The sequence below is a fragment of the Streptosporangium sp. G12 genome (assembly GCF_052983175.1).
In genome coordinates this window covers 184,826-210,882 of sequence record NZ_JBRIQO010000004.1, presented here as the reverse complement: position 1 = coordinate 210,882, position 26,057 = coordinate 184,826, and the positions used below count along the sequence as shown (strand labels likewise).

The following is a 26,057-nucleotide window of genomic DNA, read 5'->3' as shown; positions in this document are numbered from 1 at the left end:
GAAAGAGACCCTTCCCGATGCCCGCCCAAGCTGGTCATATGTGCACAGAGCGGGTCTTTTGCGTACTAACCTCCAACGCGATTGCGTGAACTACCGGGCCCGCGGCCGAAAAAGGAGCCCTGCGTGTTCCCACCGGAGACCGTTTCGACCGGCCAATCAGGGACGGAATACCCCCTGTCGTATGGCCAGCAGCGGCTTTGGTTTCTCCATCGGCTCGATCCAGGCGACTCTGCTTACAACACCTCCTATGTTTACAGGTTGAAAGGTCGCCTTGACAAGATCGCCCTAGAGGCCGCCTTCACCGCGGTGGCGGCACGGCACGAGAGCCTGCGGACCCGGTTCCGCGAGATCGCCGGGGAGCCCGTGGCGATCGTCGAGCCGCCGTCACCGGTGACGGTCCATCGGCTCACCGTCCAGGGCGAGCAGGAGGTCGCGGCCCTGGTCTCGGCGCTCACCAACACGGCCTTCGACCTGGCCGCCGCACCGCCGTTCCGCGTCTCGCTGATCGAGCTCGGCCCCGCCGACCACGTGCTCTGCGTCGTCCTGCACCACATCAACGGCGACGGCTGGTCGCTGAACGTGCTCCGCTCCGAGGTGGCCACCCACTACGGGAGCCGGGGCACCGCCCCGCTGCCCGAGCTGCCGCTGCAGTACGGCGAGTACGCGCGCGCCCTGCGCCCCGCGGACTCCGAGCTCCGCTGGTGGACCGAACGGCTGGCCGGAGTGCCTCCCCTGGAGCTCCCGGCAGACCGGCCGCGTCCCGCCCGGCGGACCGGCGCGGGCGCCGAGGTCGAGTTCCGGATCGCCTCCGACGTGGCCGCCTCGATCGGCGACCTCGCCCGCCGCACCCGGTGCACGCCGTTCATGGTGCTGCTCTCCGCCTACCAGGTGCTGCTGCACCGGCACACCGGCCAGACCGACTTCTGCGTGGGCACCCCCTCGGCCGGTCGCGGCAGCACCGAGCTGGAGACCATGATCGGTTTCCTCTCGACCACGCTGGCCCTGCGCTGCGACGTCTCCGGCGACCCCACCTTCGAGGAGCTGCTCCGGCGCACCCGCAGGGTCGTACTGGACGGGCTCTCGCGGCAGGACGTCCCCTTCGAGCGCCTCGTGGTGGAACTCGACGTGGAGCGGGACCTGAGCCGCACGCCCCTGTTCCAGACCCTGTTCGCCCTGCACACCCACGGCGAGCCGGCCGATCCGCTGCCCGGCCTCGACGCCACCTACTTCCCCAACGGCTGGGCCCGCGCCAGGCTCGACCTGTCGGTGGACATCTACCCCGGCGGCGACGGCGCCCTGCACGGCACCGCCATCTACAGCACCGAGCTGTTCGACCGCGAGACCGTGGAACGGATGGTCGCCCGCTTCCAGGAGCTGCTCACGGCCGTCGTGGCGGATCCCGGCTCCCCCGTGGGCTCGCTGCGGATGCTGCCGGACGCGGAGCTCGCCCGGTTGGAGGGGTGGAACGACACCGCGGCCGAGCCGCCCGAGGTCACCCTCGTCGACCTGCTGCTCGAACAGGCCGCGGCGACCCCCGACGCGGTCGCGGTACGCGCCACGTCCGCTCACACCTCCACGCCCGCGACCACACCGGTGAGCGCGCCGGCCGGCGGGCCGATGGACAGACCGGTGGACGGGGCCGGCGCGCGGGAGCTGACGTACGCGGAGCTGGCCGGGCGGTCGGCGGAGCTGGCCGGGCGGCTGGGCGCGGCCGGGATCGGGCGCGGCTCGCTGGTCGCGGTCCGGATGGAACGCGGCATCGACATGCTCGTCGCCCTGCTCGGCGTGGCGATGAGCGGCGCGGCCTACCTCCCCGTCGACCCCGACTACCCCGAGGCGCGCGTCGCGTACGTGATCGAGGACTCCGCGGCGGCGCTGGTGCTGACCGGCCTCGACGACCTCCCCCCGGTGACCGGCGCGACGACCGGCACTGCGACCGGCACTGCGACCGGCACCGTGATCGGCACTGCGACCGCCGCGCCCGCGCGGCCGCTTCCCGGCGACACCGCGTACGTGCTCTACACCTCGGGGTCCACCGGACGGCCGAAGGGAGTGGTGGTGCCTCACCGGGCGCTGACCAACTTCCTGCTGGCGATGCGCGACCTGGTGCGGTCCTCGCCGCGGGACGTGTGGCTGGCGCTGACCTCGCTGTCGTTCGACATCTCCGCCCTGGAGCTCTACCTGCCGCTGGTGACGGGCGGGCGGGTGGTCGTCGCCGACGCGGAGACGGCCCGCGACGGGGTGCGGCTCGCGCGCCTCGTCGGGGACGAGGGCGTGACGCACGTCCAGGCGACGCCCTCGGGGTGGCGGGTCCTGCTCGCCGGGGACCTGCCGCGCGTGGTGGGGCTGACCGGCGGCGAGCCGCTCGCCCCCCGGCTCGCCCGCGAGCTGCGTCCCCGGGTGGACCGGCTCGTCAACGTCTACGGCCCGACCGAGACCACCATCTGGTCCACGGCCTGGGACGTCCCGGAGGACCCGGGCGAGATCGTCATCGGCCGCCCGATCGCCAACACCGTCGTCCACGTCGCCGACCCGGGCGGCGGGCCGTGCCCGATCGGGGTGGCCGGAGAGCTGCTCATCGGCGGCGAGGGGGTCGCCACCGGCTACCTCGGCCGCCCGGCCCTGACCGCGGAGCGCTTCGTCCCCGGTCCCGGCGGCTCGCGGCACTACCGGACCGGAGACCGCGTCCGCCTCCGCAACGACGGCACCCTGGAGTTCCTCGGCCGGACCGACAACCAGGTCAAGCTCCGGGGTCACCGCATCGAGCTGGGCGAGATCGAGGCCGTGCTGGACGCCTGCCCCGGCGTGCGGCAGGCGGTCGTCGCGGTGCGCGGGGACCGGCTGGTGGCCTTCGTCGTGCCCACCGCGCCCACCTCGTCATCACGGGTGGAGACGGACGGCGCGGGAGCGCTCGACGGGCTCGGGGAGCGCGCCGCGCGCGAGCTGCCCGGCTACATGGTGCCCAGCGTGTTCGTCGAGGTGGAGGCGTTGCCGCTCACCCCCAACGGGAAGATCGACCGCAACGCGCTTCCCGACGTGGACGCGGCGCCCGCGCGGGACGCGATCGCTCCCCGCACCCCGGGCGAGCGGATGGTCGCGCAGGTCTTCGCCGAGGTGCTCGGGACGGCGGAGGTGGGCGCGTACGACGACTTCTTCGCCCTCGGCGGGCACTCGCTGCTCGCCACCATGGTCACCGCGCGGCTGGCGGCGCTGTCCGGGACGGAGGTGCCGGTCCGGGAGGTGTTCACCCGGCCGACGGTCGCCGGGCTGGCGGAACTGATCGCCACCGCGTCCGGCGGGAGGAGCGACGGGCCGCGGCCGAGGCCCGAGGGAACCGTACCGCCGCTCTCCTTCGGCCAGGAGCGGCTCTGGTTCCTCAACCGGCTCGACCCGGACGACGCGTCGTACAACATGTGCCTGGTCAGGCGGCTGCGCGGGCCGCTGGACCGGGACGCGCTCGCCGGGGCGCTGACCGGGACGGTCGCCAGGCACGAGAGCCTGCGCACCCGTTTCCCCGAGGTGGACGGCGTGCCGGTCGTGGTCGTCGACCCGCCGGGTCCCGTGACCGTCGAGGAGACGGACGCCGCGGGCGAGGCCGGGGCGCTGGAACTGGTCGCGGCCCTGACCAACGCGCCCTTCGAGCTGGGCGCCAGGCCGCCGCTGCGCGTCACCCTGATCAGGATCGCCGAGGACGACCACGTCCTGTGCGTCGTGCTCCACCACATCCTCGGCGACGGCTGGTCGCTCAACCTCATCTTCGACGAGGTGTCGCGGCTGTACTCCGGTGCCACCGCCCTGCCGCCGGTCCCGCTCCAGTTCGGTGACGTCGCCCTCTGGCAGCGCGGGCGCGACCTCGGCGACCTGCTCGGCTACTGGCGGGACAGGCTCGCCGACCCCACCCCGCTGGACCTGCCGGTCGACCGGCCGCGCACCGCCGGGGCCGCCAGGCGCGGCGACGTGGCGAGCGTCCGGCTGGACGCGGCGGAGGCCGCCGCCCTGGCCCGGCTGGGCAGGGAGCACGGCGCCACCGTGTTCATGGTCCTGCTCGCCGCCTACCAGGTCCTGCTGTCGCGGCATACCGGGCGCGACGACATCCTGGTCGGCACGGCCACCGCGGGCCGGGACCGGGTCCAGCTCGAACCGGTCGTCGGTTACCTCAGCGACACCCTGGTCATGCGCGGCGACCTGTCGGCCGATCCCACCTTCGCGGACCTGCTCCGCGAGACCCAGATCGGCGTCCTGGACGCCTTCTCCCACCAGGGCGTGCCGTTCGAGGAGCTGGTGGCGGCGCTGAGGGTCGAGCGCGACCTGACCCGCACGCCGTTGTTCCAGACCATGCTCATCCTGCACACGCAGGACGTCGCGCAGGCTCGCGACGCCTTCGCGGGGCTGACCACCACGGGGTTCGAGCACGGCATGCGGCAGGCCAAGCTCGAGCTGATGCTGGAGGCCTGGCAGGACGAGCACGAGCTGACGCTCGGCTTCGTCTACGACGCCGAGCTGTTCGACCGGGCCACGGTCGAGGCGATGGCCGCGCGGTTCCGCCTGCTGCTCACCGCGCTGCCGGACGCGTCCGGCGACCGGGTCTCCGAGCTGCCGCTGCGCACCGGGGACGACGACGCCCTGCTGCGGCGCCTCTCGCGGGGGCCCGCGCGACCGCCCGCTCCCCCGGTGCCGGACCTGTTCGCGGCGACCGTACGGGCCACGCCGGGCGCGGTGGCGATCGGATGCGGGGACACCACGCTCACCTACGCCGAGCTGGACGCCCGCGCGGACGAGCTGGCGGCGCTGCTGCGCGGGCGGGGCGTCGCGCCCGGCGACGTGGTCGGCGTCTGCCTGGACAGGTCGCCCGACGCCGTCGCGGCCCTGCTCGCCGTCTGGCGGGCGGGGGCGGCCTACCTGCCGCTCGACCCGGACCACCCCGCCGAGCGGCTCGCCTTCATGCTGGACGACAGCGGCGCCTCCCTCGTCCTCACCACGGCGAGCCTGGGCGACCGGCTGCCTCCCGGCACGCCACGCGCGCACGCGGACGAGAGCCCCCTCGTCCCGGTGAGCGCCCCGGTGCCCGGCTCGGCCGCCTACGTGATCTACACCTCCGGGTCCACGGGAACGCCCAAGGGGGTCGTGGTCTCGCACCGCAACCTGGCCGCCCGCGTCGGGTGGATGCGCGAGGCGTACGGGCTGCGGCCCGACGACCGGGTGGTCCAGTTCGCCTCGCTGAGCTTCGACACCCACGCCGAGGAGATCTATCCGGCGCTGGCCGCCGGGGCCCGGCTGGAGCTGCTGCCCGAGGGCGGCGTCACCCTGCCCGACCACCTCGACCGGGTCACCGTGCTCGACCTGCCCACGGCGTACTGGCACGCGCTCGTCGACGACATCGGCGAGATCGCCTGGCCGCCGACCCTGCGGCTGGTGATCCTCGGCGGCGAGCAGGTGCACGAGGCGGCCGTGACCCGCTGGCGTGAGCGCTTCGGCGACCGGGTGCGGCTGGTCAACACCTACGGCCCGACCGAGGCGACGATCATCGCCACCGCCGCCGAGCTGGACGGCTCCCCCGGGCGCCCGCCCATCGGCGTCCCGATCGCCGACACCTCGATCCTGATCCTGGACGGCTCGGGCGAGGCCGTGCCGCCGGGGGCGCCGGGCGAGCTGTGCGTCGGCGGGGCCGGGGTGGCCGTCGGCTACCTGGGCAGGCCGGACCTCACGGCCGAGCGCTTCCGCACTCTTGACGACAACCTCCTTGGCGGCTCCGGCGTTCCCAGCGCTTTCGGTGTTCCCGGTGTTCCCGGCGGGGAGCGGATCTACCGGACCGGTGACCTGGCGCGCTGGCGGGCCGACGGGCAGCTGGAGTTCCTCGGCCGCCTTGACGACCAGGTCAAGGTCCGCGGCTTCCGGATCGAGCCCGGCGAGATCGAGGCGCGGCTGCTGGCCCACCCCGGCGTCGGCCAGGCGGCGGTGGCCGTGCACAGGGAGACGCTGGTCGGCTACGTCGTCGGCACGGCCACGGGAGACGAGCTGGCCGGGTACCTGGCCGGGACGCTGCCCGCCTACATGGTCCCCGCGCTCTGGGTGAGCCTCACCGCGCTGCCGCTGACCGCGAACGGCAAGCTCGACCGGGCCGCGCTGCCCGCGCCCGAGGCCGGGCCCCGGACGAGGACCGCCCCGCGCGGCGACGCCGAGGAGCTGGTGGCCGAGATCTTCGGCGAGGTGCTGGGCATCGAGGAGATCGGCGCCTTCGACGACTTCTTCGCGCTGGGCGGGCACTCGCTGCTCGCCACCCGCGCCGTCGCCAGGCTCCGCGCCGCCATCGAGGTGGACGTGCCGATCCGCACCCTGTTCGCGCGCAGCACCGTGGCCGACCTCGCGGCGGCGGTGGAGGAACTGCTCGTCGCGGAGCTGGCCGAGATGTCCGACGAGGAGGCCGAGCGCCTCATGGAAACCGGGAGCTGAGATGGGTCACCGCGTCGTGGTCAACCACGAGGAGCAGTACTCGATCTGGCCGGACGGCCGGGACCTCCCGGACGGCTGGCGCGAGGAGGGCGTCTCCGGCACCAAGGAGGAGTGTCTCGCCCACATCGACCGTGTCTGGACCGACCTGCGCCCCCTCAGCGCGAGAGGGGCGTGAGATGCACGGCGACTGGACCCGGATCCCGGCGAGCGGCGCCGGAGACCGTACGAGAGGAGCTGGCAATGGTTAGGGAACGGCTGGCGGCGATGGTGGCCTCGGCCTCCGACGGAGCCGTCACGGCCAGGGAGGCGCTCACCGCCACGGTCCCGCTGTCCGCGCTGGGAGTCACCTCCCTGGCGCAGATGCGGCTGATCGACGCGGTGGAGACCGAGTTCGGGGTGGAGATCGACCTGTCGGGCGACGGGCTCGACCTGCTGGAAGACCTCGACGCGCTGGAACGCCACATCAACGAGGCGCGACGCGCGCACTCCTGAACGCATTTCCGAACGGGGGAAGCACATGGACATCCGGTTCTCGGGGAGCCGGTCGGAGACGGCACCGCTGACCTGGGGGCAGCGGGCCATCTGGGACACGATCCGGAAGACGGCGCCGGACGACCACTACTTCAACTTCGGCCGCGTGCTCGCCGTGCCCGGACGGGCCAGGCCGCTCACCGTGGCGGGGGCCGCCGAGGTCCTGCGCGCGCTGGTGGAACGGCACGAGTCCCTGCGCACCAGGCTGGGCGAGGCACCGCGCGGGAGGGCCGTCCGCGCGAGCGGCGCGGAACCGTACGGAGGCGGCGCCGGGGAGGGCGACGGCGCGGAGCCGTGGCAGGTGCTCGCGACCGGCGGCTCCATCCCGGTCACCGTGTCGGAGGGCGACCCCGAGCGGCTGCGGGACACGCTGGCGGAGACCGCGTTCGACTACGGGAACGAGTGGCCGCTCAGGATCGGGCTCGTCGTCGACCGCGACGAGGTCACCCACATCGTGCTCGTCTTCTGCCACCTGGCCGCCGACGGTCTCGGAGCCGAGGTCGCGGTCACGGAGCTGCGGCTGCTCCTGCTGCGCGGCTCCGTACCCGGACCGCCCCCGCCCTCCCCGCTGGAGCTGGCCCGCTGGCAGGGCTCCGAGCAGGGTCTGAAGGTCGCGGCGGTGGCCGCGGAACACTGGGAGAGCGAGTACCGGCGCATCCCCCCGACCATGTTCGACCGGCGGGCGGGCGTCCCCGCGGATCCGCCGATCTGGCGGGCGCACCTCGTCTCCCGGGCGATGGACCTGGCCGTGCGGCGGATCGCCGCGCTGAGCGGCACGAGCACCTCGACCGTCCTGCTGGCCGCCGCGGCCACGCTGGCCGGAAGGGTGACCGGGCACGACGTGAGCGCGATGCTGCCGATCGTGGGCAACCGCTTCCGCGGCGGCACCGTCAACGCGGTCACCACGCTCTCCCAGGAGGGCCTGTTCGTGCTGGACCTGCGCGGGGGCGGCTTCACCGAGCTGCTGCGCGCGGCCAAACCCGCCGCGCTGCGCGCCTACCGGTCCGCCTACCACGACCCGGACGACCGGGACCGGATCACCGAGCGGGCCGGCCGGGAGCGGGGCGTGAGAATCCACCCGTACTGCTGCTTCAACGACATGCGCTTCACCGACCGGGTGGACGCCTCCCCCGACGAGCCGAGCGTGCGGCGGACCCTGGACGAGACGACGCTCACCTGGCCGCTCAGCCAGGAGCGGCTCAACTGCCGGTTCTGCCTGCACGTGACCGGCGAGCCCGGCGGGCTGGGCGTCTCGCTCACCGCCGACACCGGCCACCTTCCCCGTCCCGCCATGGAACGCTACCTGCTCGACCTGGAGTCGCTGCTGGTCGAGGCCGCGTTCCGCGAGGTGCTGGAGCCGGTCGGTTGAGCGTCCCGCCCAAGCCCGGAACCGGCCGGTCGAGCACTCTCCCCAGGACCGGAGCCGCCCGGCCGAACGCCCTTCCCGCGGCCGGATCCCGAGGGACGCACGCCGGAGGGGTCCGATGACGGTCCACGCCTACGCGGAGTCGACGTCCTGCGTCCAGGGCGGCGCGCTCCGCTTCCACCTCGCCCGCGCCTCCCGCGCCCCGCTGCGCGGCTCGGTGCTGGTCGAGGACGTGGCCACCGACCTGGCCGTACTCGACGGGGAGTTCACCGGCCCGGTGTGGACGCTCGACGTCTCCGCCGGCTGGCCCAGCTCGCTCTACCGCGCGGTCTTCACCGCCGACGAGGAGAGCAGCGAGGTCTACTTCGTCGTACGGGCCGCCCGTCCCCGCTCACCGATCCTGCTGTCGATCCCGTTCCCGACCTGGCAGGCCTACAACCGGGCGGGCATCCCCGGCGAGTCCATCTACTGGAGCGAGCAGCCGACCCGCGCCTCGCGGGTGTCCTTCGACCGGCCCGGCGGCGGGCCGCCGCCCGAGCGCTGGGAGGAGGGCATGATCCGCTGGCTGGGGCCCGCCGGGTACGACGTCGACCACTGCTCGGCCCTGGACCTGCACGAGGGGCGTGAGCTGCTCTCCGGCTACCGGCTGCTGATGGTCAGCGGGCACGACGAGTACTGGTCGGCGGGGATGCGCGACAGCGTCGAGGAGTTCGTGCGCCGGGGCGGCAACCTGGCCGTCTTCTCCGGCAACACCTGCTGGTGGCAGTTCCGGCTCGAGGACGACGGGCGCACCATGGTCTGCTACCGCGACGCGATCGCCGACCCGATGGCCGCCGTGGATCCGGCCCTCACCACGGTCGAGTGGTCCAGCGCGCCGGTGAACCGCCCGGAGAACGGCCTGACCGGGGTCAGCTTCCGGCGCGGCGCCGGGACCTGGGGGCCGTACATGCAGCTCATGCACGAGGAGTCCTACACCGTCCGGTTCCCCGAGCACTGGGTGTTCGAGGGCACCAAGCTGGGTGAGGGCGACACGTTCGGCAAGGGCGCCATCGGCTACGAGACGGACGCCTGCGACTTCGTCGAGGAGGACGGCGTGCCGGTGGCCACCGGGCGCGACGGCACCCCGCCGTCCTTCGTCATCCTCGCCACCGCCGACCTGCGGCACTGGCACCGGTACGGCCAGGGCGGCATGGCCACCATGGGCGTCTTCGGCCTCGGCGCGGGGACGGTGTTCACCGCCTCCACCGTGAACTGGGGCAACACCCTGCACGACCCGGCGGTGGACCGGATCACCCGCAACGTGCTGGACCGGCTGTCGGTGCGCGCGGGCGGCTGGGAGACCATCGGCGGCGCGGACGAGGTCGGCGCGCTGACCGTGTTCGACTCCCTGCTGTACGGCGCCACCTCCGGCGGCTCGCTGCTCACCCGCGAGGTCTCGGACCAGAACCTGCGCTGGCGCCCCGCGGGGACCGCCCCCGCGCTGGTCGCCCTGGCCACCCCCAGGGAGGCCACCGCCGTCCACCCGATCGGCCTGTACGGTCTCACCGCCGACGACCGGCTCGTCTACCGCGACCCCGAGCACGGCTGGATCACCCTCGCCGACGGACCCCGCGGCGGGGTCGGCCTGGGCATGGTGAACGGCGAGCTGTTCGCCGCCGCCGCGGAGGGCCTGTGGCTGTTCGACCCGGAGACCTCCGGCTGGAGCCTGGTCGAGGCCGGTGCCGGTGCCGAGGCCGTGGCGCTGACCGCGATGAACGGCCGGCTGTACATGGCCGACGCGGACGGCCGGATCCGCACGCGGCTGCCGGTGGCGACCCCCGCCGGATGGACCGACCTGTGCGACGCGGGCGGCTGCACCGTGCTGACCGGGCACGCGGGCACCCTGATCGGCACCGCCCGCGACCGGCCCCTGCTCCGGCGCGCGAGCTTCCTGTCCGAAGCCGCCTCTCAGGTCGCGGTGGAGGTTCCGGTGAGCGCCGGATAGTCCTTGAGCCTGATGTCCGTGGCGAACCTGTCCGTCATCCAGAGCATCGCCCGCAGCAGGACCCGGCGCTTGAAGAGCCGGTTCCGCATCCTGATCCCTCGCCACGTCGCCGGGGCGAGAAAGGGGCCGGCGCCGCCCTGCCTGGCCACCCTGGCGTAGCCGCGGAAGGCCTCCTCGTACTCGCGGAACGCCGCCCGGTGGTCGCCACCGGCCGCCGTCAGCTCCCCGGCCAGCACGTACGCGCCCACGATCGCCAGGCCGGTGCCGAACCCGCCCAGGGTGTTGCCGTAGGCGGCGTCGCCGAGCAGCACCACCCGGCCCCTGGCGTAGTGGTCGACCTCGACCCGGCTGATCGAGTCGAGGTAGAGGTCGCGCGCCTCGGGCAGCCTGGCGACGAGCTCGGGAACCCGCCAGCCCATGCCCCGGTAGGCGTCGGCCAGGATGCGCCTGTGCCGCTCCACGTCGTAGCGGTCGTAGTCGAGCCGCTCGGAGGCGAAGACGAAGAACGCGGGGGACTTGGGGCCGCCGATCGCCACCATCCGGCCGGGTTCGTTGTACATCACGTTGCCGGAATCCGCGCCGAGGTCGGCCAGCGCGTAGTAGTGGCCGAGGAAGCGCACGTAGTCGGACTCGGGGCCGAAGGCCAGCCGCCGCACGTTGGAGTGGATGCCGTCGGCACCCACCACGAGGTCGAAGGTACGCGGCGCGCCGCGCTCGAAGGTGACGTGCACGCCGCCCGCCGTGTCGGTCAGCGAGGTGAGGGAGTCACCGAAGACGTACTCGCATTCCCCCGCGGTCCTCTCGTACAGCAGGGCGGAGAGATCGCCGCGGAGGATCTCGATGTCGCCGCCGGTGAACTCGCCGGGCATGACCGCCAGCCGCCTGCCGTCCGCGTCGACGATGGTCTGGTCGGTACCGCCGGTCTGGCGCCGCCGCACCTCGTCGAGGATTCCCATCCGCTCCAGCACGACACGGTGGGTCTCGCCCTTGAAGTCGACGGCCTGGCCGCCGGGACGGAGCGCGGGCGCCCTCTCGACGACGGTGACGGTGTGGCCGGAACGGCTCAGCCAGTACGCGAGCGCGGGTCCCGCGATGCTCGCACCGGAGATGAGGACGGTGGTGTTCTTCATGCTCACGAGCGTCGAGGGGGGCGCTGACAGTTCGCCGACCATCGGCTGACAGCCGGGTCTCCCCGGCGCCGGGCGCCGTCAGCCGTCGCCCGCGTCGAGCGCCGTCAGCCGTCACCCGCACCGTCCACGTCGAGCGCGTCGAGCGCCGTGAACACCTCGTCGCGGCGCATCGCGGCCCCTCGGGCGTACGCCGACGCGAACGCCTCCGCGCCGATGAGATCGCGGGCGCCCGCGGCGACCCGGGCGACGTCGCGGTCACCGGCCACGGCCGTCCCGCGCAGCGCCACCGCCATACCGAGCAGCAGCGCCGCTCGGCTCCCCGCCCCTTCGAGCAGGGCGGCCCCCGCCCGGCCCTCGACGGCGTCGGCGAGGTCCATCCCCAGCGGCGACCTGCGCGCGCGGGCCTGCGCCCGGCGATGGTGGAGCAGGGCCCCGGCGAGATCGCCCTCGGCCTCGGCCAGCCGTCCGAGCGCGGTGAACGCGCGCGTCCGCACCGACTCCATGCCGAAGGCCCCGGCCTCCGCCTCCCGGAGCGCCAGGCCGATCCGGCGACGGGCCCCGGGGAGATCGCCTTCGAGCCGCGCGATCTCCCCCAGCCCCAGATGCGTCGCGGCGGGCACGCCCGGCGCGCCCGCCTTCCTGGCGAGTTCCCCGGCGCGCCGGTGGTCGGCCGCCGCGGCGGCGAGGTCGCCCTCGCGCGCCAGCGCCTCGGCCCGGTGCCCCAGCACGTCCGCGGTCTCCTCCAGGGCACCGAGCTCCTCCAGCAGCTCCAGAGCCTCCCGCCACATGTCCCGGGCGCACGCCCACTCCCCGCGCCGGCCCGCGACGAGGGCCAGCCAGTCGAGTCCCTGAGCCGTCCCCCAGCGCTCCCCCAGGGACCTGAAGCGGGCCAGCGCCTCCTCCAGCTCCCGCTCGCCCCCGGCCGGATCGCCGCCGAACACCTTCAGCAGGGCGCGACCCAGCCCGACCAGGGCCAGGCTCCACGGATCGGACCCGAACAACCGGTCGGTCTCGGGCCCGGCGGGCGGCGCCGGCTCAGGCGGCCCGGCGGACATGCCCCACAACGCTTCGGCGAAGGGGTACCGCAGCGGCCGGTCCCGCGACCTCATGATCGTCTCGGCCCGTTCCCAGTGGTCGGGCAGCGCCCGGGGTACGGCGTGCGCCACGCACATGACGTACTCCTCCTCCAGCCCGGCGATGGGACGACCGGTCGCCTCGAGCAGCTCGGCCGCCGCCTCCCCCGCCTGATCGCGCCGGCCTCCCAGCCACCAGTACGCCGCCAGCGCGGCGACCAGCCGCAGCCCCGTCTCCCTGTCGTCGCGCACGGCCCAGCGCAGCGCGGCCGTCAGGTTGCCGTGCTCGGCGGAGAGCCTGGCCAGCCACCGGAGCTGCTCGGCCCGGCGCAGGTGGGGGTCGGCGCGCCGCGCCAGGTCGAGGAAGTGGCGGGCGTGGACACGGCGCAGGCGGTCCTCCTCCCCCGCCTCGGCCAGCCGTTCCGCGCAGAACAGCCTGATCGTGTCGAGCATCCGGTAGCGGTCGCCGTCCGCCACGACCAGCGACCTGTCGACCAGGTCGGCCAGCAGCCCGGCCGCGTCCTCCACCCCGCAGACCACCTCGGCCGCCTCCAGGGACGCGCTTCCCGCGAACACGGAGAACCGCCTGGCCAGCACCTGCTCGGCGGGCGAGAGCAGGTCCCAGCTCCACTCCACCACCGCGCGCAGGGTCCGGTGACGGGCCGCCGCCGTGGGGTCGCCGCGCGACAGCAGCCGGAACCGGCCGTGCTCCGCCAGGCGCGTGGCGATCTCCTCGACGGTGAAGGAGCGCAGCCGCGCGGCCGCCAGCTCGACGGCCAGCGGCAGCCCGTCCAGCGCCGCGCAGATCCGGATGACCGTCTCCACGTTGGCCTGCCGCACCTCGAATCCCGGCCGTACGGCCGCCGCCCGGTCGGCGAACAGCTTCACGGCCGGAGAGGCCAGGGCGGCGGGCGGCGAGGAGTCCGGCGGCGGGGTCTCCAGCGGTGCCAGCGGCACCAGCGTCTCGCCGGTGATGCCGAGCGGCTCGCGCCCGGTGGCCAGGACGGCCAGCCCGGGGCACTCTCCCAGCAGCCTGCGGGCCAGCGTGGCGACGGCGGCGTTCACGTGCTCGCAGTTGTCGAGGACCAGCAGCAGTTCGCGCTCGGCCAGTGCCGCCACCAGGTGCTCCACGGGGTCGGCCGGGCGCGGCGTGTGGAACCCGGGCTCACGCAGCCCGAGCGCGCCCAGCACCGCCCGCGCCGCCTGGTCACCGCCGCCCGGCCCGTCGAGCGGGGAGAGGTCGACGAAGCACACCTCGCGCCGTCCGCGTCCGGCCGCCTCGATCGCCAGCCGGGTCTTGCCGGTGCCGCCGGGTCCGGTGATCGTGATCAGCCGTGAGTCGCGCAGCGCGCCGATCCGCTCCAGCTCCCGCTCGCGTCCCACGAAGCTGGTGAGCTGGGCCGCGAGCCTCCGCCGTGGCGGCGGCGCGGGTCGCCCGGCGCGCAGGACGTCCAGATGGATCGCGGCGAGCTCGGGTGAGGGATCGGTGCCGAGTTCCTCGGTGAGCAGCCGCCTGGCCTCCTCGAACACCGCCAGCGCCTCGGCCTGCCGCCCCGCCGCCCGCAGGGCGAGCATCAGCCGGCCCCGCAGCCGCTCCCGCAGCGGATGCTCGGCCACCAGCCGCCGCAGTTCGGCCACCGAGACCACCGAGCCGCCCTCGGGGAGGGCCGACTCCGCCTCCGCGAGATCCTCCGTCGCGGTCAGCCGGAGTTCCTCCAGCCGGGCCGCCCACGTCCGCCCGAAGGGCAGGTCGGCCAGCGCGGGCCCGCGCCACAGGCCGAGCGCCTCCCGCAGCGGACCGGCGGCGACCGCGGGACGCCCCTCCGCCAGCAGCCGCCGGCCATCGCGGGCCAGCCGTTCGAACCGGTGGGCGTCGACGTCGTCGGGGTCGGCCACGAGCCGGTAGCCGGTCCCGTGGAACTCGATCACCTCGCCGGGCAGGCTCCGGCGCAGCCGGGAGACCTGGGCCTGTACCGCGTTGGCGGCACCGGCGGGGGGATCGTCACCGTACTGGCCGTCGATCAGGCGCTGGACGCCGACCACCCTGCCCGCGTCCAGCAGCAGCATCACGAGCAGGGCACGCGGCCTGGGCCCGCCCACGGAGATCTCCTCACCGGTGGGGGACCGCACCTCCAGGGGACCGAGGACGCCGAACCGCATGGCCCCGATTGTCTCCCACGCCTCCGATGCGGAAGGCCACCGAGGACCGGTCCGGGTTCGACACCGCGATGGCCGCCGCCGACGCCGGGATTCGCGCCCGGCGTACCGGTAGGAGCCGGTCGGCCGTGGAGACCTCAGGCACTCGGTGCGTCCTGCCGACCACGGCCAGAACACTCCCGAAGGGCTTACCGAGTAGACCGCCGAGCCCGTCCCCGGCACCGCGCCGGCGAACCCGGGCGTGGCCCGTCCATGACACCCTCGGCCGCCCGCTGGGCCGTCGGCGGTGGTCAGCCGGCCAGCGGTGCCCGCAGCTGCTCACGATGTGCTCGGTTCGTGGCCATCAGCCCGTCGAGCGCGTCGCGGGTGCGGATGAGATCGGCGATGTGCGCGGAGAGCCGGTCGCGCTCCTGCGCCATCCGTTCCAGGGCGGCGTCGGAGTTCTCCGTGCTGGGCGATTCGGTGCACGGGAGCAGTTCGGCGATGGTGCGGCTCGACAGGCCCGCGGTGTACAGGCGCTGGATGAACGCGACCCGTTCGACCTCGTCGTCCGTGTAGTGCCGCTGTCCGCTGGCGCTGCGGGTGCTGGTGAGCAGTCCCTGCTCCTCGTAGTAGCGCAGCGACCGGACACTGACCCCGGTCCGTGACGCGAGTTCACCGATGCGCACGTCGCCCTCCCACTGTGATCTGCGGCACAGGACTTGCCTCTGACATGGATGTGAGCTTCTAGCGTACTCGCCGTACCCGCAATCCGGGATCGACGACCATGGAGGAAGACGTGACGACCCTTTTCGACAGCTATCGGCTCGGCGACCTGACGCTACCCAACCGGATGGTGATGGCCCCGATGACGCGAGTCCGGGCCGCCGCCGGCGGGCTGGCGACACCGTCGATGGCGACGTACTACGCCCAGCGCGCGACGGCCGGGCTGATCATCTCCGAGGGCGTGCAGCCGAGCCTGATCGGGCAGTCCAACCCGGGCACGCCGGGACTGCACACCGATGAGCAGGTCTCCGCGTGGCGCCCGGTGACCGCCGCCGTGCACTCCAGCGGCGGGCGGATCTTCGCCCAGCTCATGCACGGCGGACGGGTCTCCCATCCCGCCACCACCGGCATGCGGCCGGTCGGGCCCTCGGCGGTCCCGGCCGTCGGCGACGTGTTCACACCATCCGGGCCCCGGCCCGCGCCGACACCGCGCGCCCTGGACACCGCCGAGGTGCCCGAGCACGCCGAGTCCTACGGCCGGGCCGCCCGCCGGGCCGTCGAGGCCGGCTTCGACGGCGTGGAGTTGCACGGCGCGAACGGCTACCTGATCTCGCAGTTCCTCTCGTCGAACGCCAACCTGCGCACGGATCGCTACGGAGGCTCGGTGACCAACCGGATCCGATTCGTCGTCGAAGCGGTGTCCGCGACCGCCGAAGCCGTCGGCGGGGCCAGGACCGGGATCCGCCTCTCCCCGGGCGGGACGTTCTGGGGGGTGCGGGAGACCGATGTTCCGAAGCTGTACACCGCGCTGCTGACCGAGCTGTCCCACCTCGACCTGGCCTACGTCCATCTCGAGGCCACCACCGACGAGGACGTGCTGATCGGGCTGCGCCGCGCGTGGCCGGGCACCCTCATCCTGAACCCGGTGCTGCCGATGGGCCCCAAACAGACCGGACGGGCCGAGGCCGACCACTGGCTCGGGCTGGGCGCCGACCTCATCAGCTTCGGCCGCGGGTTCCTCGCCAACCCCGACCTGGTCGAGCGGCTGCGTACCGGCCTGCCGATCGCTCCCGTCGACGAGGCGACGTACTACCAGGGCGGTGACGCGGGCTACCTGACCTACTCGACGTACCAGCACACCGCCTGACGCCGCTCCGGCCGCCGGCCGGATCACACGGATTGCGCCACCGATCGATCATGACGGTAAACGGATGGCTTCTCCCGTGTGGCCGGGCCCATCCTGTCCACCATGGAAGAACCGAAACACGGGATCCGGGCGGTCCACAGCGCGTCCACGATCACCGTCTACCAGGCCTACACTCCGGAGATCGGTCTCCCCGCCGCTCGTTGCGGCCGCTTCCCGGCCACCTGGAAGCGAGACAGGATGACGTGGGTCAAACCATCGTTCCTATGGATGATGTACCGCTGCGGCTGGGGCACCAAGGAGAAACAGGAAACCGTCCTGGCCATCGAGATCACCCGCGAGGGGTTCGAATGGGCCCTGCGCCACGCGTGCCTGTCGCACTACGAGTCCGGGCTTCACCTCGACCGGACCGCCTGGAGGCGGCGGCTGAAGCACGCGCCGGTCCGGGTGCAGTGGGACCCCGAACGCGATCTCCACCTGCGGCCGCTGCCCTACCGCTCGTTGCAACTCGGCCTCTCGGGTGAGAGCGCGCGCCGGTACTCGGACGAGTGGACGGTCGCCATTACCGACGTCACTCCACTCGTCCGCGAGATCCACGCTCTCCTGCGCGAGGGCGAACCGGGTACCGCGGCCCGGCTCCTGCCCGAGGAACGTCCCTACCCCGCCGGGGACGAGCTTCTGGCTCACCTGCGTCCGTAAGCGCGGCGGCGCAGGCCCCCTGAATCCCACACCGCCGCACCGAACTCGACCGGTTCGGCCAGGCCGGTTCACCGTCGGTTCTCCGTGTCCCACGCCTCCATGGAGTCGGATAGACCGTCACCGACTTCTTCCCGATCCGGCCGATCGAGTAAGGACCTGCCGTGACGAGATCGAGATGATCACCCGTGATGATCGGCGCATGAAACGCATGAGCGTCGCCCTGGTGGTGGCCGGCCTGCTGAGCGTCGCGATTCCCGGCGGCGCCGTGCACGCGGCTCCCGAAGCGAAGTCCCTCGACTCCGTCGTCAAAGCGATCAAGAAGCAGTTCGCGAAGCAGAGCGGCGTGCGCTTCTCCGTCAAGCGACGTGGCGGACCCCCACCCACCTCGGATATGAAGGCGTCCGGCGCGTACCGCTTCAAAGCTTCGGGCGTGTACGCCGCCGACACCACGACGATCTCCCAGGAACCAGAGGGGACAGGCCGGTCCCGGGGAATCAGCATCGGCCGGGACTTCTACTCACAGGCCTACGTGCGTTCCAAGGACGGCAAGTACGTCTGGAAGTCACCGTCGACAGTGGGGAAATGGGAGTCCGGGCGGAATTTCGCCGGGGTCATTTGGGGAGAGGACCTGATCAACGGGATCAACCCGGGCTTCCTCAAGCTGGTCGCCTCCCACGGTGCGACCAGCTCCGACGGCGGAACCTTCGAGGGGGTGAGGACGACCCTCCACAGCGGCACGGTGACGGTTCCCGGCCTGGACGAGAGACAGGCCGGAATGTACTTCAGGACCGAGGAGGAAGAGGGAGCGTCGTGGAACGAGCCGATCACCTGGAAACTCTGGGTGGGCCCGGACGACCTGCCGAGACGTTTCCACGCCATCATGAGGTTCACCTCGAAGTACGCCGGCGATGAGGTCGAGACCATGACGATGAACATCATCTATCGAGGGTGGGGAACCCCCGTCAGGATCACGGCCCCGCCCAAGCACCTCGTCGTCAGCTTCTGGTGATCGACGATCCGACGCGCTACGGCCCTTCGATGCCCGCGTGGTCGAAGAGTTTCTGACGCGTGCACACCGGCAGGCACGCGTGTCCTTGTAGCGTGGTGCCGAGATCAGACACCCACGCTGGGAGTACGCCGCATGCGCTGGCAGGTTCACTCCGAAGAACCGCTCTACACCGACCGGTGGCTCGATGTCCGGGTGGCGGATGTGGAGCTTCCCGACGGCAGGCATCTGGACCACCGGCTGATCCGTACCGCGCCCGGGGCCGGGGCCGTCGTCACCGACGATCGGCACCGGGTGTTGCTGATCTGGCGGCATCGCTTCATCACCGACTCGTGGGGCTGGGAGATCCCCATCGGCAAGATCGAAGACGGCGAGGAGCCGATCGCCGCCGCCGCCCGGGAGGTCGAGGAGGAGACCGGATGGCGACCCGGAGCGCTGCGCCCGCTGCTGTGCATCCAGCCGACCAACGGGATCTCGGACTCGGTCCACCACATCTTCCGCGCCGACAGCTCCACCCACATCGGCCCGCCGACCGAGACATGGGAGGCCGAGCGCGTCGAGTGGGTGCCCCTCGCCGACATCCACGAGCTGGTCGGCAAGGGTGACATCGTGAGCGGCACCAGCATGGCCGCGCTGCTCTACGTCCTCACCGAGTCGTAGAAGGCGAAGCGTTCTGCGCACGGTTAACCCCGACCCAGGATCCTGAGCAGGTACGACGTCCCACCGCTCACGTTCGGCGAGTAGAACCGACCTGCTCCGCGTTCATTGATCAGTACAACCCCACGATCGCGAAGTACCGCTTCTCAACCGCCGTACGGAAAGGTCAGAAGGCGCGGGGGCCGTAGAGGGCGGCGGGGGCGCCGGTGGTCAGGGCCCAGTAGCGGTCGCCGTAGGACCAGTGCCACCACTCGGTGGGGTAGTTGACCAGGCCGGCCGCCTCCAGGGCGACGCCGAGGAGCTTGCGGTGGTGGCGGGCCTCGGGCGACAGTCCGGGGGCGTCGGTGTAGCAGGCGCCGCCGCTCTCCTCGGGGGTGGCGTTGAGCCGGGTGCCCATGTCGAGTTCGGTCCCGTCCTCGGTGGACAGGGTCAGGTCGACCGCCGCTCCCGCGGTGTGCGGGGCGATCTCGACGGGCGACACGTAGCGGCTCGCCGCGGCTCGCAGCTCCGCGGGCGACATATCCGGATACAGCGCACGGAGTTCCGCCGAGTATCCGTCGAAGATCTCCTTCTGCGTCGCCGGTGGCCGGTACCCCTCCACGACCAGCAGCCGGTATCCCCCGGGAAGCTGCGCCTGCGCCTCCTCCAGCCTGGTCAGCAGCCCGAGCCTGAGGTGGGCGAAGGCCCCCTGGGGGTCGGCGAGCCGCCCGTCCGTCCGCAGCCGCCCCCGGACGTCGACCAGCCGCTCCCCTGACTCCTCGACGGGGATCGCGGCGACTCGGGCATCGGAGATCAGAACGATGTCAGGCATGGTGGCAATTCTTCCCCAAGCGCCACAGTGCGCGGACCCCGGTGCGATCCGTCGCGCGGGACGTCAGATCGTGTCCGAGAACACCTGCTCCCGGGCCTGCTGCAGCGCCGACACCAGGGCGCCGCGCAGCACGGGGTTGCCCTGGACCCGCGAGACCACGACCCGGGGCTGGCTCGGGCAGACCCGGGCGACGGCGTCCTGCACCCTGGCGGCGAGCGCGTCGCCGCCGGCCCTGCCGACGTCGCCGCTGAGCACGATGAGTCCGGGGTCCAGGACCACCGCGACGGCGGCGACGCCGACGGCCAGCCGCCCGGCCAGCTCGTCCAGGAACGCCTCGGCGCCCTCCGCGACGGCCGTGCGGACGTGTTCTCCCACGGAACCGGCGCCGGGGTCGGCCCCGGAGGCCCCCGAGGCCCCCGAGTTCCCGGAGACGGAGGAGCCGATGCCGTGGGCGTTCGCGAGCCCGGTCACGGCGTCGCCGCCGACCAGGCGCTGGAACGAGCCCGACTGGGGCTCGCTCACGTCGGTGGGGAGCGGCTCGCCGGGCACGGGGAGCCAGCCGATCTCGCCCGCGCCGCCGGTGAAGCCGCGGTGCAGCCGCCCGCCCAGCATGACGCCGAGCCCCTGCCCGACCCCCGCCCAGACGAGCACGAAGTCGTCGACGCCCAGCGCGGCCCCGTACGCGCGCTCGGCCAGCGCGGCCAGGTTCACGTCGTTCTCTATCGTCACCGGGACGCCCAGGTCACGGCGGAGTTCGGCGAGCACGCCGTTGTGCCAGGAGGGCAGGTCGAAGGAGAAGCGCACGTCACCGGTGCGGGGGTCGACGACGCCCCTGGTGCCGATCACGAAGGCGCGCAGCCGGTCGACGCCGATGCCCGCCGACGCGCACACCTGGCTCACCGCGCTCCGCACCAGCCGTGCCGGGTCCTCGTGCCCGCTGGGGTCGGCGGAGACCTCGGCGACGAGGGTGCCGGTGATGTCGGCGACCCCGGCGCTGATCCTGTCGGGCAGCACGTCGAGCCCGACCACGTACGCGCAGGAGGGCACCACCCCGTAGAGGGCGGCGTTGGGACCGCGGCCGCCCGCCTGCTCGCCGACCACGGCGACGAGGTCGCGCTCCTGGAGCCTGGAGAGCAGCTGACCCGCGGTCACCTTGGACAGCCCGGTATGTTCTCCCAGCTCAGCCCGGGTGAGAGGGCCGCTGGACAGCAGGAGTTCCAGCGCCGCGCGATCGTTGAGCCGGCGCAACAACCGGGGGGTCCCCGGGCGTGTGGGCAAGGTCGTCCTCCCCGTCACGATCCGCTAACGATCGTTTCTTTTAAGAAAGTTTCTTGTTAGTTTAACCCTAGTCAGCCCGCAGGCAAGCGATCGGAACCGCGGGTTGCGGTAGTTCCGACCGCTCCCAGTGAGTGCAGAGGGTCGCGGGGGACCCCGGCCATAGCAGAGCGCAAACCCCGGCGAAAGCCTGAAAGGGAGAACTCCAGTGAAGTTCGCGAGAATCGCCACCACGACGGCAACCACCGCCGCCCTCGCCCTGGGTCTCGCCGCGTGTGGAAGCAGCGAGCCCGCACCGGCCGCCGACAACCAGGCGTCGGCGCCCGCCGCGTCCGGCCCCAAGTTCGCAGGTCAGACGCTGACCGTCTGGCGCCTCGGCGCTCCCGACGAGAAGCAGAACAAGCTGATGGCCGACCTGAACGCCAAGTTCAAGGAGACCACCGGCGCCGACGTCAAGCTCCAGTGGGTGCCCTGGCCCGACGCGCAGGCCAAGTGGACCGCCGCGCTCGCCGGCGGCGAGGGCCCCGACGTCACCGAGTTCGGCAACGACCAGGTGGCCGCGTGGGTCGCGCAGGACGCGCTGACCGACATCACCGACGTCGTCAAGGCCACGCCCGACTTCCAGCAGATCCCGCAGAACCTGTGGGGCTACGAGACGGTGGACGGCAAGATCTACGCCGCCCCGTGGGGCGGCGGCACCCGCGCCGTCCTCTACCGCAAGGACTGGTTCGAGGACCTGAAGATCGAGGTGCCCAAGACCTGGGAGGACCTCGTCGCGGCGGGCAAGAAGATCGTCGCCGAGAAGGGCAAGGACGTCGACGGCTTCGCCTTCAACGGCGGCTCCGACGCCAACATGTCGCTGTCGCCGTTCGTCTGGTCGGCCGGTGGCGACTTCGCCGCGTTCGAGGGCGGCAAGTGGGTCGGCAAGCTGACGGAGCCCGGCTTCAAGGAGGGCTTCCAGTACTACACCGACCTGGTGACCAAGCACGGCGTCTCGCGCAAGTCCGCCCTGACCCAGAACTCGGTGGACATCGCGACCCGCTTCGCCAACGGCAAGGTCGGCATGTACGTGACCGGCGGCTGGGACATCACCACCATCAAGGAGCAGAGCGGCGGCAAGGTCGACGACGCGAAGATGGCCTTCTTCTCGCTCCCGGCCAAGGACGGCAGCGGCCCGGCCCCGGCCTTCCAGGGCGGCAACGACATCGCCATCTGGAAGGACACCAAGAACGTCGAGCTGTCCGCCGAGTACGTCAAGCTGGCCGCCGGCAAGGAGTTCGGCACCCGCTACGCCAAGGAGGGCGGCCTGCTCCCGCTCTACCCGGAGGCTCTGACCGAGTACGCGGCCGACCCGGTGCAGGCGCCGTTCGCCGAGACCTTCAAGGTCGCCAAGGGCTTCCCGAACGACACCAACTGGGCCGAGGCGAACGACACCAAGGCGGTCCTGCAGAGCGCGGCCCGCTCGGTCATCGAGGGCAAGAAGGACGTCGACACCGCGCTGGCCGACGCCAACAAGGAACTCGAAGAGATCCTGAACCAGTAACCATGGCCAACACCTCAACCATCGCCCGGGACGGGGGCACCCCCTCCGTCCCGGCGCGGGGGCACCGAGGCGCCACGCCCCCGCGCAGGTCCGGCGGACTGCCCGCCTGGGTGGTCCCCTACGCGCTGCTCGTCCCCGGCCTGCTCGTCATCGCCGGCCTGCTGCTCTACCCGCTGTACCAGATGGTCGTCATGTCCTTCCACAACGTGGGACTGCGACAGGTCCGGGGAGCGCCGGCCGAGTCCGTCGGCTTCGAGAACTACCAGAAGCTGGTCGAGTCCGAACTGTTCTGGACGTCGCTGCGCAACACCGTCGTCTTCGCCGTCGTCACGGTGGCGGGCACCCTGATCCTCGGCACGCTGGTCGGCCTGCTCCTGCACAAGCTGGGCAAGAAGATGTCGACCTTCCTGATCGTCGGCATCATGGCCGCCTGGGCCACCCCGCAGATCGCCACCGCGATCATCTGGCGCTGGCTGTTCGACGCGGAGTCGGGCGTCATCAACTGGCTGCTGAACGCGCTGCCCGACTGGTTCTCCTCGCTGCTGTTCGGCCGTTCCGACTGGACCGGCGAACCGTGGCTGAACGACGCGTTCACCATCTACGTCGTGCTGATCCTCGCGGTGGTCTGGGCGTCGTTCCCGTTCATCGCCGTCTCGATCCTGGCCGGGCTGAAAAGCATCTCCCAGGAGCTGTACGAGGCCGCCAGGGTGGACGGCGCCTCCGCGTGGCGGATCTTCTGGAAGATCACCTTCCCGCTGCTGAAGCCGGTCTTCGCGGTGCTGACGGTGCTCTCGGTGATCTGGGACTTCAAGGTCTTCACCCAGCTGTTCGTGCTGGCGGGCGGCACGTCCAACCGGGAGGCGTTCAACCTGTCGTTGTTCGCCTTCACCCAGGCCTTCAGCGCGCCGCCCAAGATGGGCATGGGCGCGGCCATCGCGGTGGTGCTGACGCTGATCCTGCTCGTCATCACCTTCTTCTACGTCCGCCAGATCGTGAAGACGGAGGACGTGCGATGACCACCTACGACACACGGGCACCCCGCAGGGCGCCCGCCCGCGCGCCCAGGGGAAACCCGGGCAGGCGCAAGCGGCTCGGCAAGATCGGCCTGAACACCCTGGCCGTCGTGGTGTTCCTGTTCGCGGTGTTCCCCGTCTACTGGATGGTGACCACGGCCTTCAAGAGCAGCGAGCAGATCTTCACGACGGACTTCATCCCCTTCCCCACCGACCCCACGCTCGAACACGTGACGCGAGTCTTCACCGAGGGCGTCGCCGGCCACTCCATCTGGCGCTACCTGCTCAACAGCTCCATCGTGGCCCTCGGCACCGTGCTCATCGGCGCGGTGTTCTCCCTGCTGGCGGCGACCGCGGTGGCCCGCTTCCGGTTCCGCTTCCGCACCTCGTTCCTGATCCTGCTGCTCATCGTGCAGATGGTCCCCGGCGAGGCGCTGCTCATCCCGCTGTTCATCATGGTCAGGCGGGCCGGGTTGTACGACCAGCTTCTCGGCCTCATCGTGGTGAACGTCGCGATGACGCTGCCGTTCGCCATCTGGATGCTGCGTACCTTCGTCGCGGCGGTGCCCAAGGAACTGGAGGAGGCCGCCTGGATCGACGGCGCCAGCCGGTTCGCCACCTTCTGGAAGGTGCTGTTCCCTCTGGTGGCCCCCGGGCTGGTGGCGACCAGCATCTTCTCGTTCATCACCGCGTGGAACGAGTTCGTGTTCGCGCTGACGCTCATCAGCGACCAGGGCAGCTACACCATGCCCGTGGCGCTGCGCTACTTCGTCAGCCAGCGGTCGGTCGACTGGGGCGCCATCATGGCCGCCTCCACCTTGATGACCATCCCGGTCATCGTCTTCTTCCTTCTGGTGCAGCGGCGGATGGTCTCCGGCCTCGTCGCGGGTGCCGTCAAGGGCTGATCCCACTGGTGCCGGTACGGCACGCACCCACAAGGCGCGGGCCGTACCGGCACTGTTCTGTTTTCTTTGCTTACATCCATGTCCGACACCCCCCTACATCTCAGGTAAGGAACACCTACCGCCATGTCTGAGTTCATCGCGGATCGCGGCGATCAGGGGCTGCGTCGTCTCGCGGCCGGCACGCTGCTCGCCGCGTTCCAGGGCACCGAGGCACCCGAGTGGGTCCTGCGGGAGCTGGAGAACGGTCTCGGCGGCGTCACCCTCTTCGGTTTCAACGTCGCCGACGCCGCACAGCTGTCCGCTCTCACCTCCCGCCTGCGCGAGGCCGCCGATCCGGTCATATCGCTGGACGAGGAGGGGGGTGACGTCACCCGGCTCGCCTACCACGTCGGCAGCCCGTACCCCGGCAACGCCGCCCTCGGCGCCGTGGACGACGTCGAGCTCACCCGGCGGGTCTACCGGTCCATCGGCGACGACCTGGCCCGCTGCGGCGTCAACCTGGACATGGCCCCGTCCGCGGACGTCAACACCGCCGCGGACAACCCGGTGATCGGCACCCGCTCGTTCGGGGCGGAGAGCGCGCTCGTCGCCCGGCACACCGTCGCCGCGGTCCACGGCCTGCAGTCGGCGGGGGTGGCCGCCTGCGTCAAGCACTTCCCCGGCCACGGCGCGACCCGGCAGGACTCCCACCTGGAGGTCCCGCTCGTCGACGCCTCCGTGGAACTGCTGCGCGAGCGCGAGCTGGTGCCCTTCCGCGCCGCGATCGACGCCGGGACCAGATCCATCATGACCGCGCACGTACGCGTGCCCGCCGTCACCGGCGCGCTTCCCGCGACGCTCTCCCCCGCCGCCCTGACCGGCCTGCTCCGCGGCGAGATGGGCTACGAAGGTGTGATCGTCACCGACGCCCTCGACATGAAGGCCGTCACCGCCGCGTACGGTCTCGCCGGGGGCTCGGTGCTCTCCCTCGCCGCCGGAGCCGATCTGCTCTGCCTCGGCCCGATCCCCACCGAGGACGACGTCCGCCGCATCGTGGACGAGATCGTCGCGGCCGTCCACGACGGACGGCTTCCCGCGGCCCGCCTGGAGGCGGCGGCCGAGCGGGTCGCCGCCCTGCGCGGCTGGTTCGGCACGCCCCGCACCGGTGAGGCCGAGCGGGACGTGATCGGCCTCACCGCCGCCCGCCGCGCGGTCAGCCTCACCGGCTCGGCGTCTCCCCTGGTCGACCCGCTGGTGGTCGAGGTGGACACCCCGCCGACCATCGCGGTCGGCGACGTGCCGTGGGGTTTCACGCCGCTGCTGCCGCAGGCGGAGGTGCTGCGGGTCAAGCCGGAGGCGGCCGACGTGCCGGACATCCTGGAACGCGCCTCGGGCCGCTCCCTGATCGTCGTCGTCAAGGACGCCCACCGCTACGAGGCCAGCCAGTCGGTGGTCTCCGCGCTGCTGGCCGCCCGTCCCGACGCCACGGTGGTCGAGATGGGCCTGCCGATCTGGCGCCCGGAGGGCGTCACCTACCTGGCCACCTACGGCGCCGCCCGCGCCAACGCCCAGGCCGCCGCCGAGCTCCTCGGCGTCTGACGGAACCGGCCACATCCCACCGGCTCGTCC

At 72.4% G+C, this 26,057-nt stretch carries 18 protein-coding genes; 13 read left to right on the top strand and 5 right to left on the bottom strand.

Going from position 1 to position 26,057, the window contains the following annotated elements:
* The first annotated feature begins 123 nt into the window (after positions 1-123).
* The 5 genes from ACVCAG_RS08025 to ACVCAG_RS08005 all read left to right on the top strand — a co-directional run bounded on the left by ACVCAG_RS08025 (position 124) and on the right by ACVCAG_RS08005 (position 10,331).
* Positions 124-6,450, top strand: a complete 6,327-nt coding sequence (locus ACVCAG_RS08025; RefSeq protein WP_447189630.1) for an amino acid adenylation domain-containing protein — start codon at positions 124-126, stop codon at positions 6,448-6,450.
* A 1-nt stretch (position 6,451) separates the two neighbouring features.
* On the top strand, positions 6,452-6,625 hold the full coding sequence (locus tag ACVCAG_RS08020; RefSeq protein WP_350972660.1) for an MbtH family protein: 174 nt from the start codon (positions 6,452-6,454) through the stop codon (positions 6,623-6,625).
* A gap of 65 nt (positions 6,626-6,690) precedes the next feature.
* Positions 6,691-6,942 (top strand): phosphopantetheine-binding protein, encoded by a 252-nt coding sequence (locus ACVCAG_RS08015; protein WP_440083058.1) that lies wholly within the window; start codon positions 6,691-6,693, stop codon positions 6,940-6,942.
* A gap of 25 nt (positions 6,943-6,967) precedes the next feature.
* Entirely contained in the window at positions 6,968-8,350 is a 1,383-nt protein-coding gene (locus ACVCAG_RS08010) for a hypothetical protein (protein WP_447189629.1), read from the top strand.
* 115 nt (positions 8,351-8,465) lie between these two features.
* Positions 8,466-10,331, top strand: a complete 1,866-nt coding sequence (locus tag ACVCAG_RS08005; protein WP_440083056.1) for a N,N-dimethylformamidase beta subunit family domain-containing protein — start codon at positions 8,466-8,468, stop codon at positions 10,329-10,331.
* Here ACVCAG_RS08005 and ACVCAG_RS08000 read toward each other — a convergent pair.
* The 3 genes from ACVCAG_RS08000 to ACVCAG_RS07990 all read right to left on the bottom strand — a co-directional run bounded on the left by ACVCAG_RS08000 (position 10,295) and on the right by ACVCAG_RS07990 (position 15,359).
* Entirely contained in the window at positions 10,295-11,461 is a 1,167-nt protein-coding gene (locus tag ACVCAG_RS08000; RefSeq protein WP_440083055.1) for an FAD-dependent monooxygenase, read from the bottom strand. The two genes, ACVCAG_RS08005 and ACVCAG_RS08000, sit on opposite strands and share 37 nt — an antisense overlap.
* Positions 11,462-11,565: 104 nt before the next feature.
* Positions 11,566-14,694 carry a BTAD domain-containing putative transcriptional regulator gene (locus tag ACVCAG_RS07995; protein WP_447189628.1) on the bottom strand — a complete coding sequence of 1,043 codons (3,129 nt, stop codon included), beginning with the start codon at positions 14,692-14,694 and terminating at the stop codon, positions 11,566-11,568.
* Between the two features lie 287 nt (positions 14,695-14,981).
* Entirely contained in the window at positions 14,982-15,359 is a 378-nt protein-coding gene (locus tag ACVCAG_RS07990; protein ID WP_440083053.1) for a MerR family transcriptional regulator, read from the bottom strand.
* 110 nt (positions 15,360-15,469) lie between these two features.
* On the opposite strand from ACVCAG_RS07990, the gene ACVCAG_RS07985 reads away from it, so the two are divergent.
* The 4 genes from ACVCAG_RS07985 (at position 15,470) to ACVCAG_RS07970 (ending at position 18,905) form a co-directional block, all read left to right on the top strand.
* The gene (locus ACVCAG_RS07985) at positions 15,470-16,543 is read left to right on the top strand and encodes an oxidoreductase (protein ID WP_440083052.1); all 1,074 of its coding nucleotides are present in this window, start codon (positions 15,470-15,472) and stop codon (positions 16,541-16,543) included.
* A gap of 102 nt (positions 16,544-16,645) precedes the next feature.
* Positions 16,646-17,239 carry a DUF4291 domain-containing protein gene (locus ACVCAG_RS07980; RefSeq protein ID WP_440083051.1) on the top strand — a complete coding sequence of 198 codons (594 nt, stop codon included), beginning with the start codon at positions 16,646-16,648 and terminating at the stop codon, positions 17,237-17,239.
* A 199-nt stretch (positions 17,240-17,438) separates the two neighbouring features.
* Positions 17,439-18,248 (top strand): hypothetical protein, encoded by an 810-nt coding sequence (locus ACVCAG_RS07975; RefSeq protein WP_447189627.1) that lies wholly within the window; start codon positions 17,439-17,441, stop codon positions 18,246-18,248.
* Positions 18,249-18,380: 132 nt separating this feature from the next.
* Complete coding sequence (locus tag ACVCAG_RS07970; protein ID WP_440083049.1) at positions 18,381-18,905, top strand: NUDIX domain-containing protein; 525 nt, start codon at positions 18,381-18,383, stop codon at positions 18,903-18,905.
* A gap of 163 nt (positions 18,906-19,068) precedes the next feature.
* On the opposite strand, the gene ACVCAG_RS07965 is transcribed toward ACVCAG_RS07970, so the two are convergent.
* Both ACVCAG_RS07965 and ACVCAG_RS07960 read right to left on the bottom strand, forming a co-directional pair.
* Complete coding sequence (locus ACVCAG_RS07965; protein WP_440083048.1) at positions 19,069-19,713, bottom strand: M15 family metallopeptidase; 645 nt, start codon at positions 19,711-19,713, stop codon at positions 19,069-19,071.
* 63 nt (positions 19,714-19,776) lie between these two features.
* Positions 19,777-20,991 carry an ROK family protein gene (locus ACVCAG_RS07960; protein WP_447189626.1) on the bottom strand — a complete coding sequence of 405 codons (1,215 nt, stop codon included), beginning with the start codon at positions 20,989-20,991 and terminating at the stop codon, positions 19,777-19,779.
* 205 nt (positions 20,992-21,196) lie between these two features.
* Between ACVCAG_RS07960 and ACVCAG_RS07955 the strand changes: the two genes are divergently transcribed.
* The 4 genes from ACVCAG_RS07955 (at position 21,197) to ACVCAG_RS07940 (ending at position 26,027) form a co-directional block, all read left to right on the top strand.
* Positions 21,197-22,531, top strand: coding sequence for an extracellular solute-binding protein (locus tag ACVCAG_RS07955; RefSeq protein ID WP_440083046.1), 1,335 nt, complete (start codon positions 21,197-21,199; stop codon positions 22,529-22,531).
* Between the two features lie 2 nt (positions 22,532-22,533).
* Positions 22,534-23,547, top strand: coding sequence for an ABC transporter permease subunit (locus ACVCAG_RS07950; RefSeq protein ID WP_440083045.1), 1,014 nt, complete (start codon positions 22,534-22,536; stop codon positions 23,545-23,547).
* Positions 23,544-24,449, top strand: a complete 906-nt coding sequence (locus tag ACVCAG_RS07945) for an ABC transporter permease subunit (protein WP_440083044.1) — start codon at positions 23,544-23,546, stop codon at positions 24,447-24,449. Before ACVCAG_RS07950 ends, ACVCAG_RS07945 begins: the two co-directional genes overlap by 4 nt.
* A 123-nt stretch (positions 24,450-24,572) precedes the next feature.
* Positions 24,573-26,027 carry a glycoside hydrolase family 3 N-terminal domain-containing protein gene (locus ACVCAG_RS07940; protein WP_440083043.1) on the top strand — a complete coding sequence of 485 codons (1,455 nt, stop codon included), beginning with the start codon at positions 24,573-24,575 and terminating at the stop codon, positions 26,025-26,027.
* Positions 26,028-26,057 lie beyond the last annotated feature (30 nt).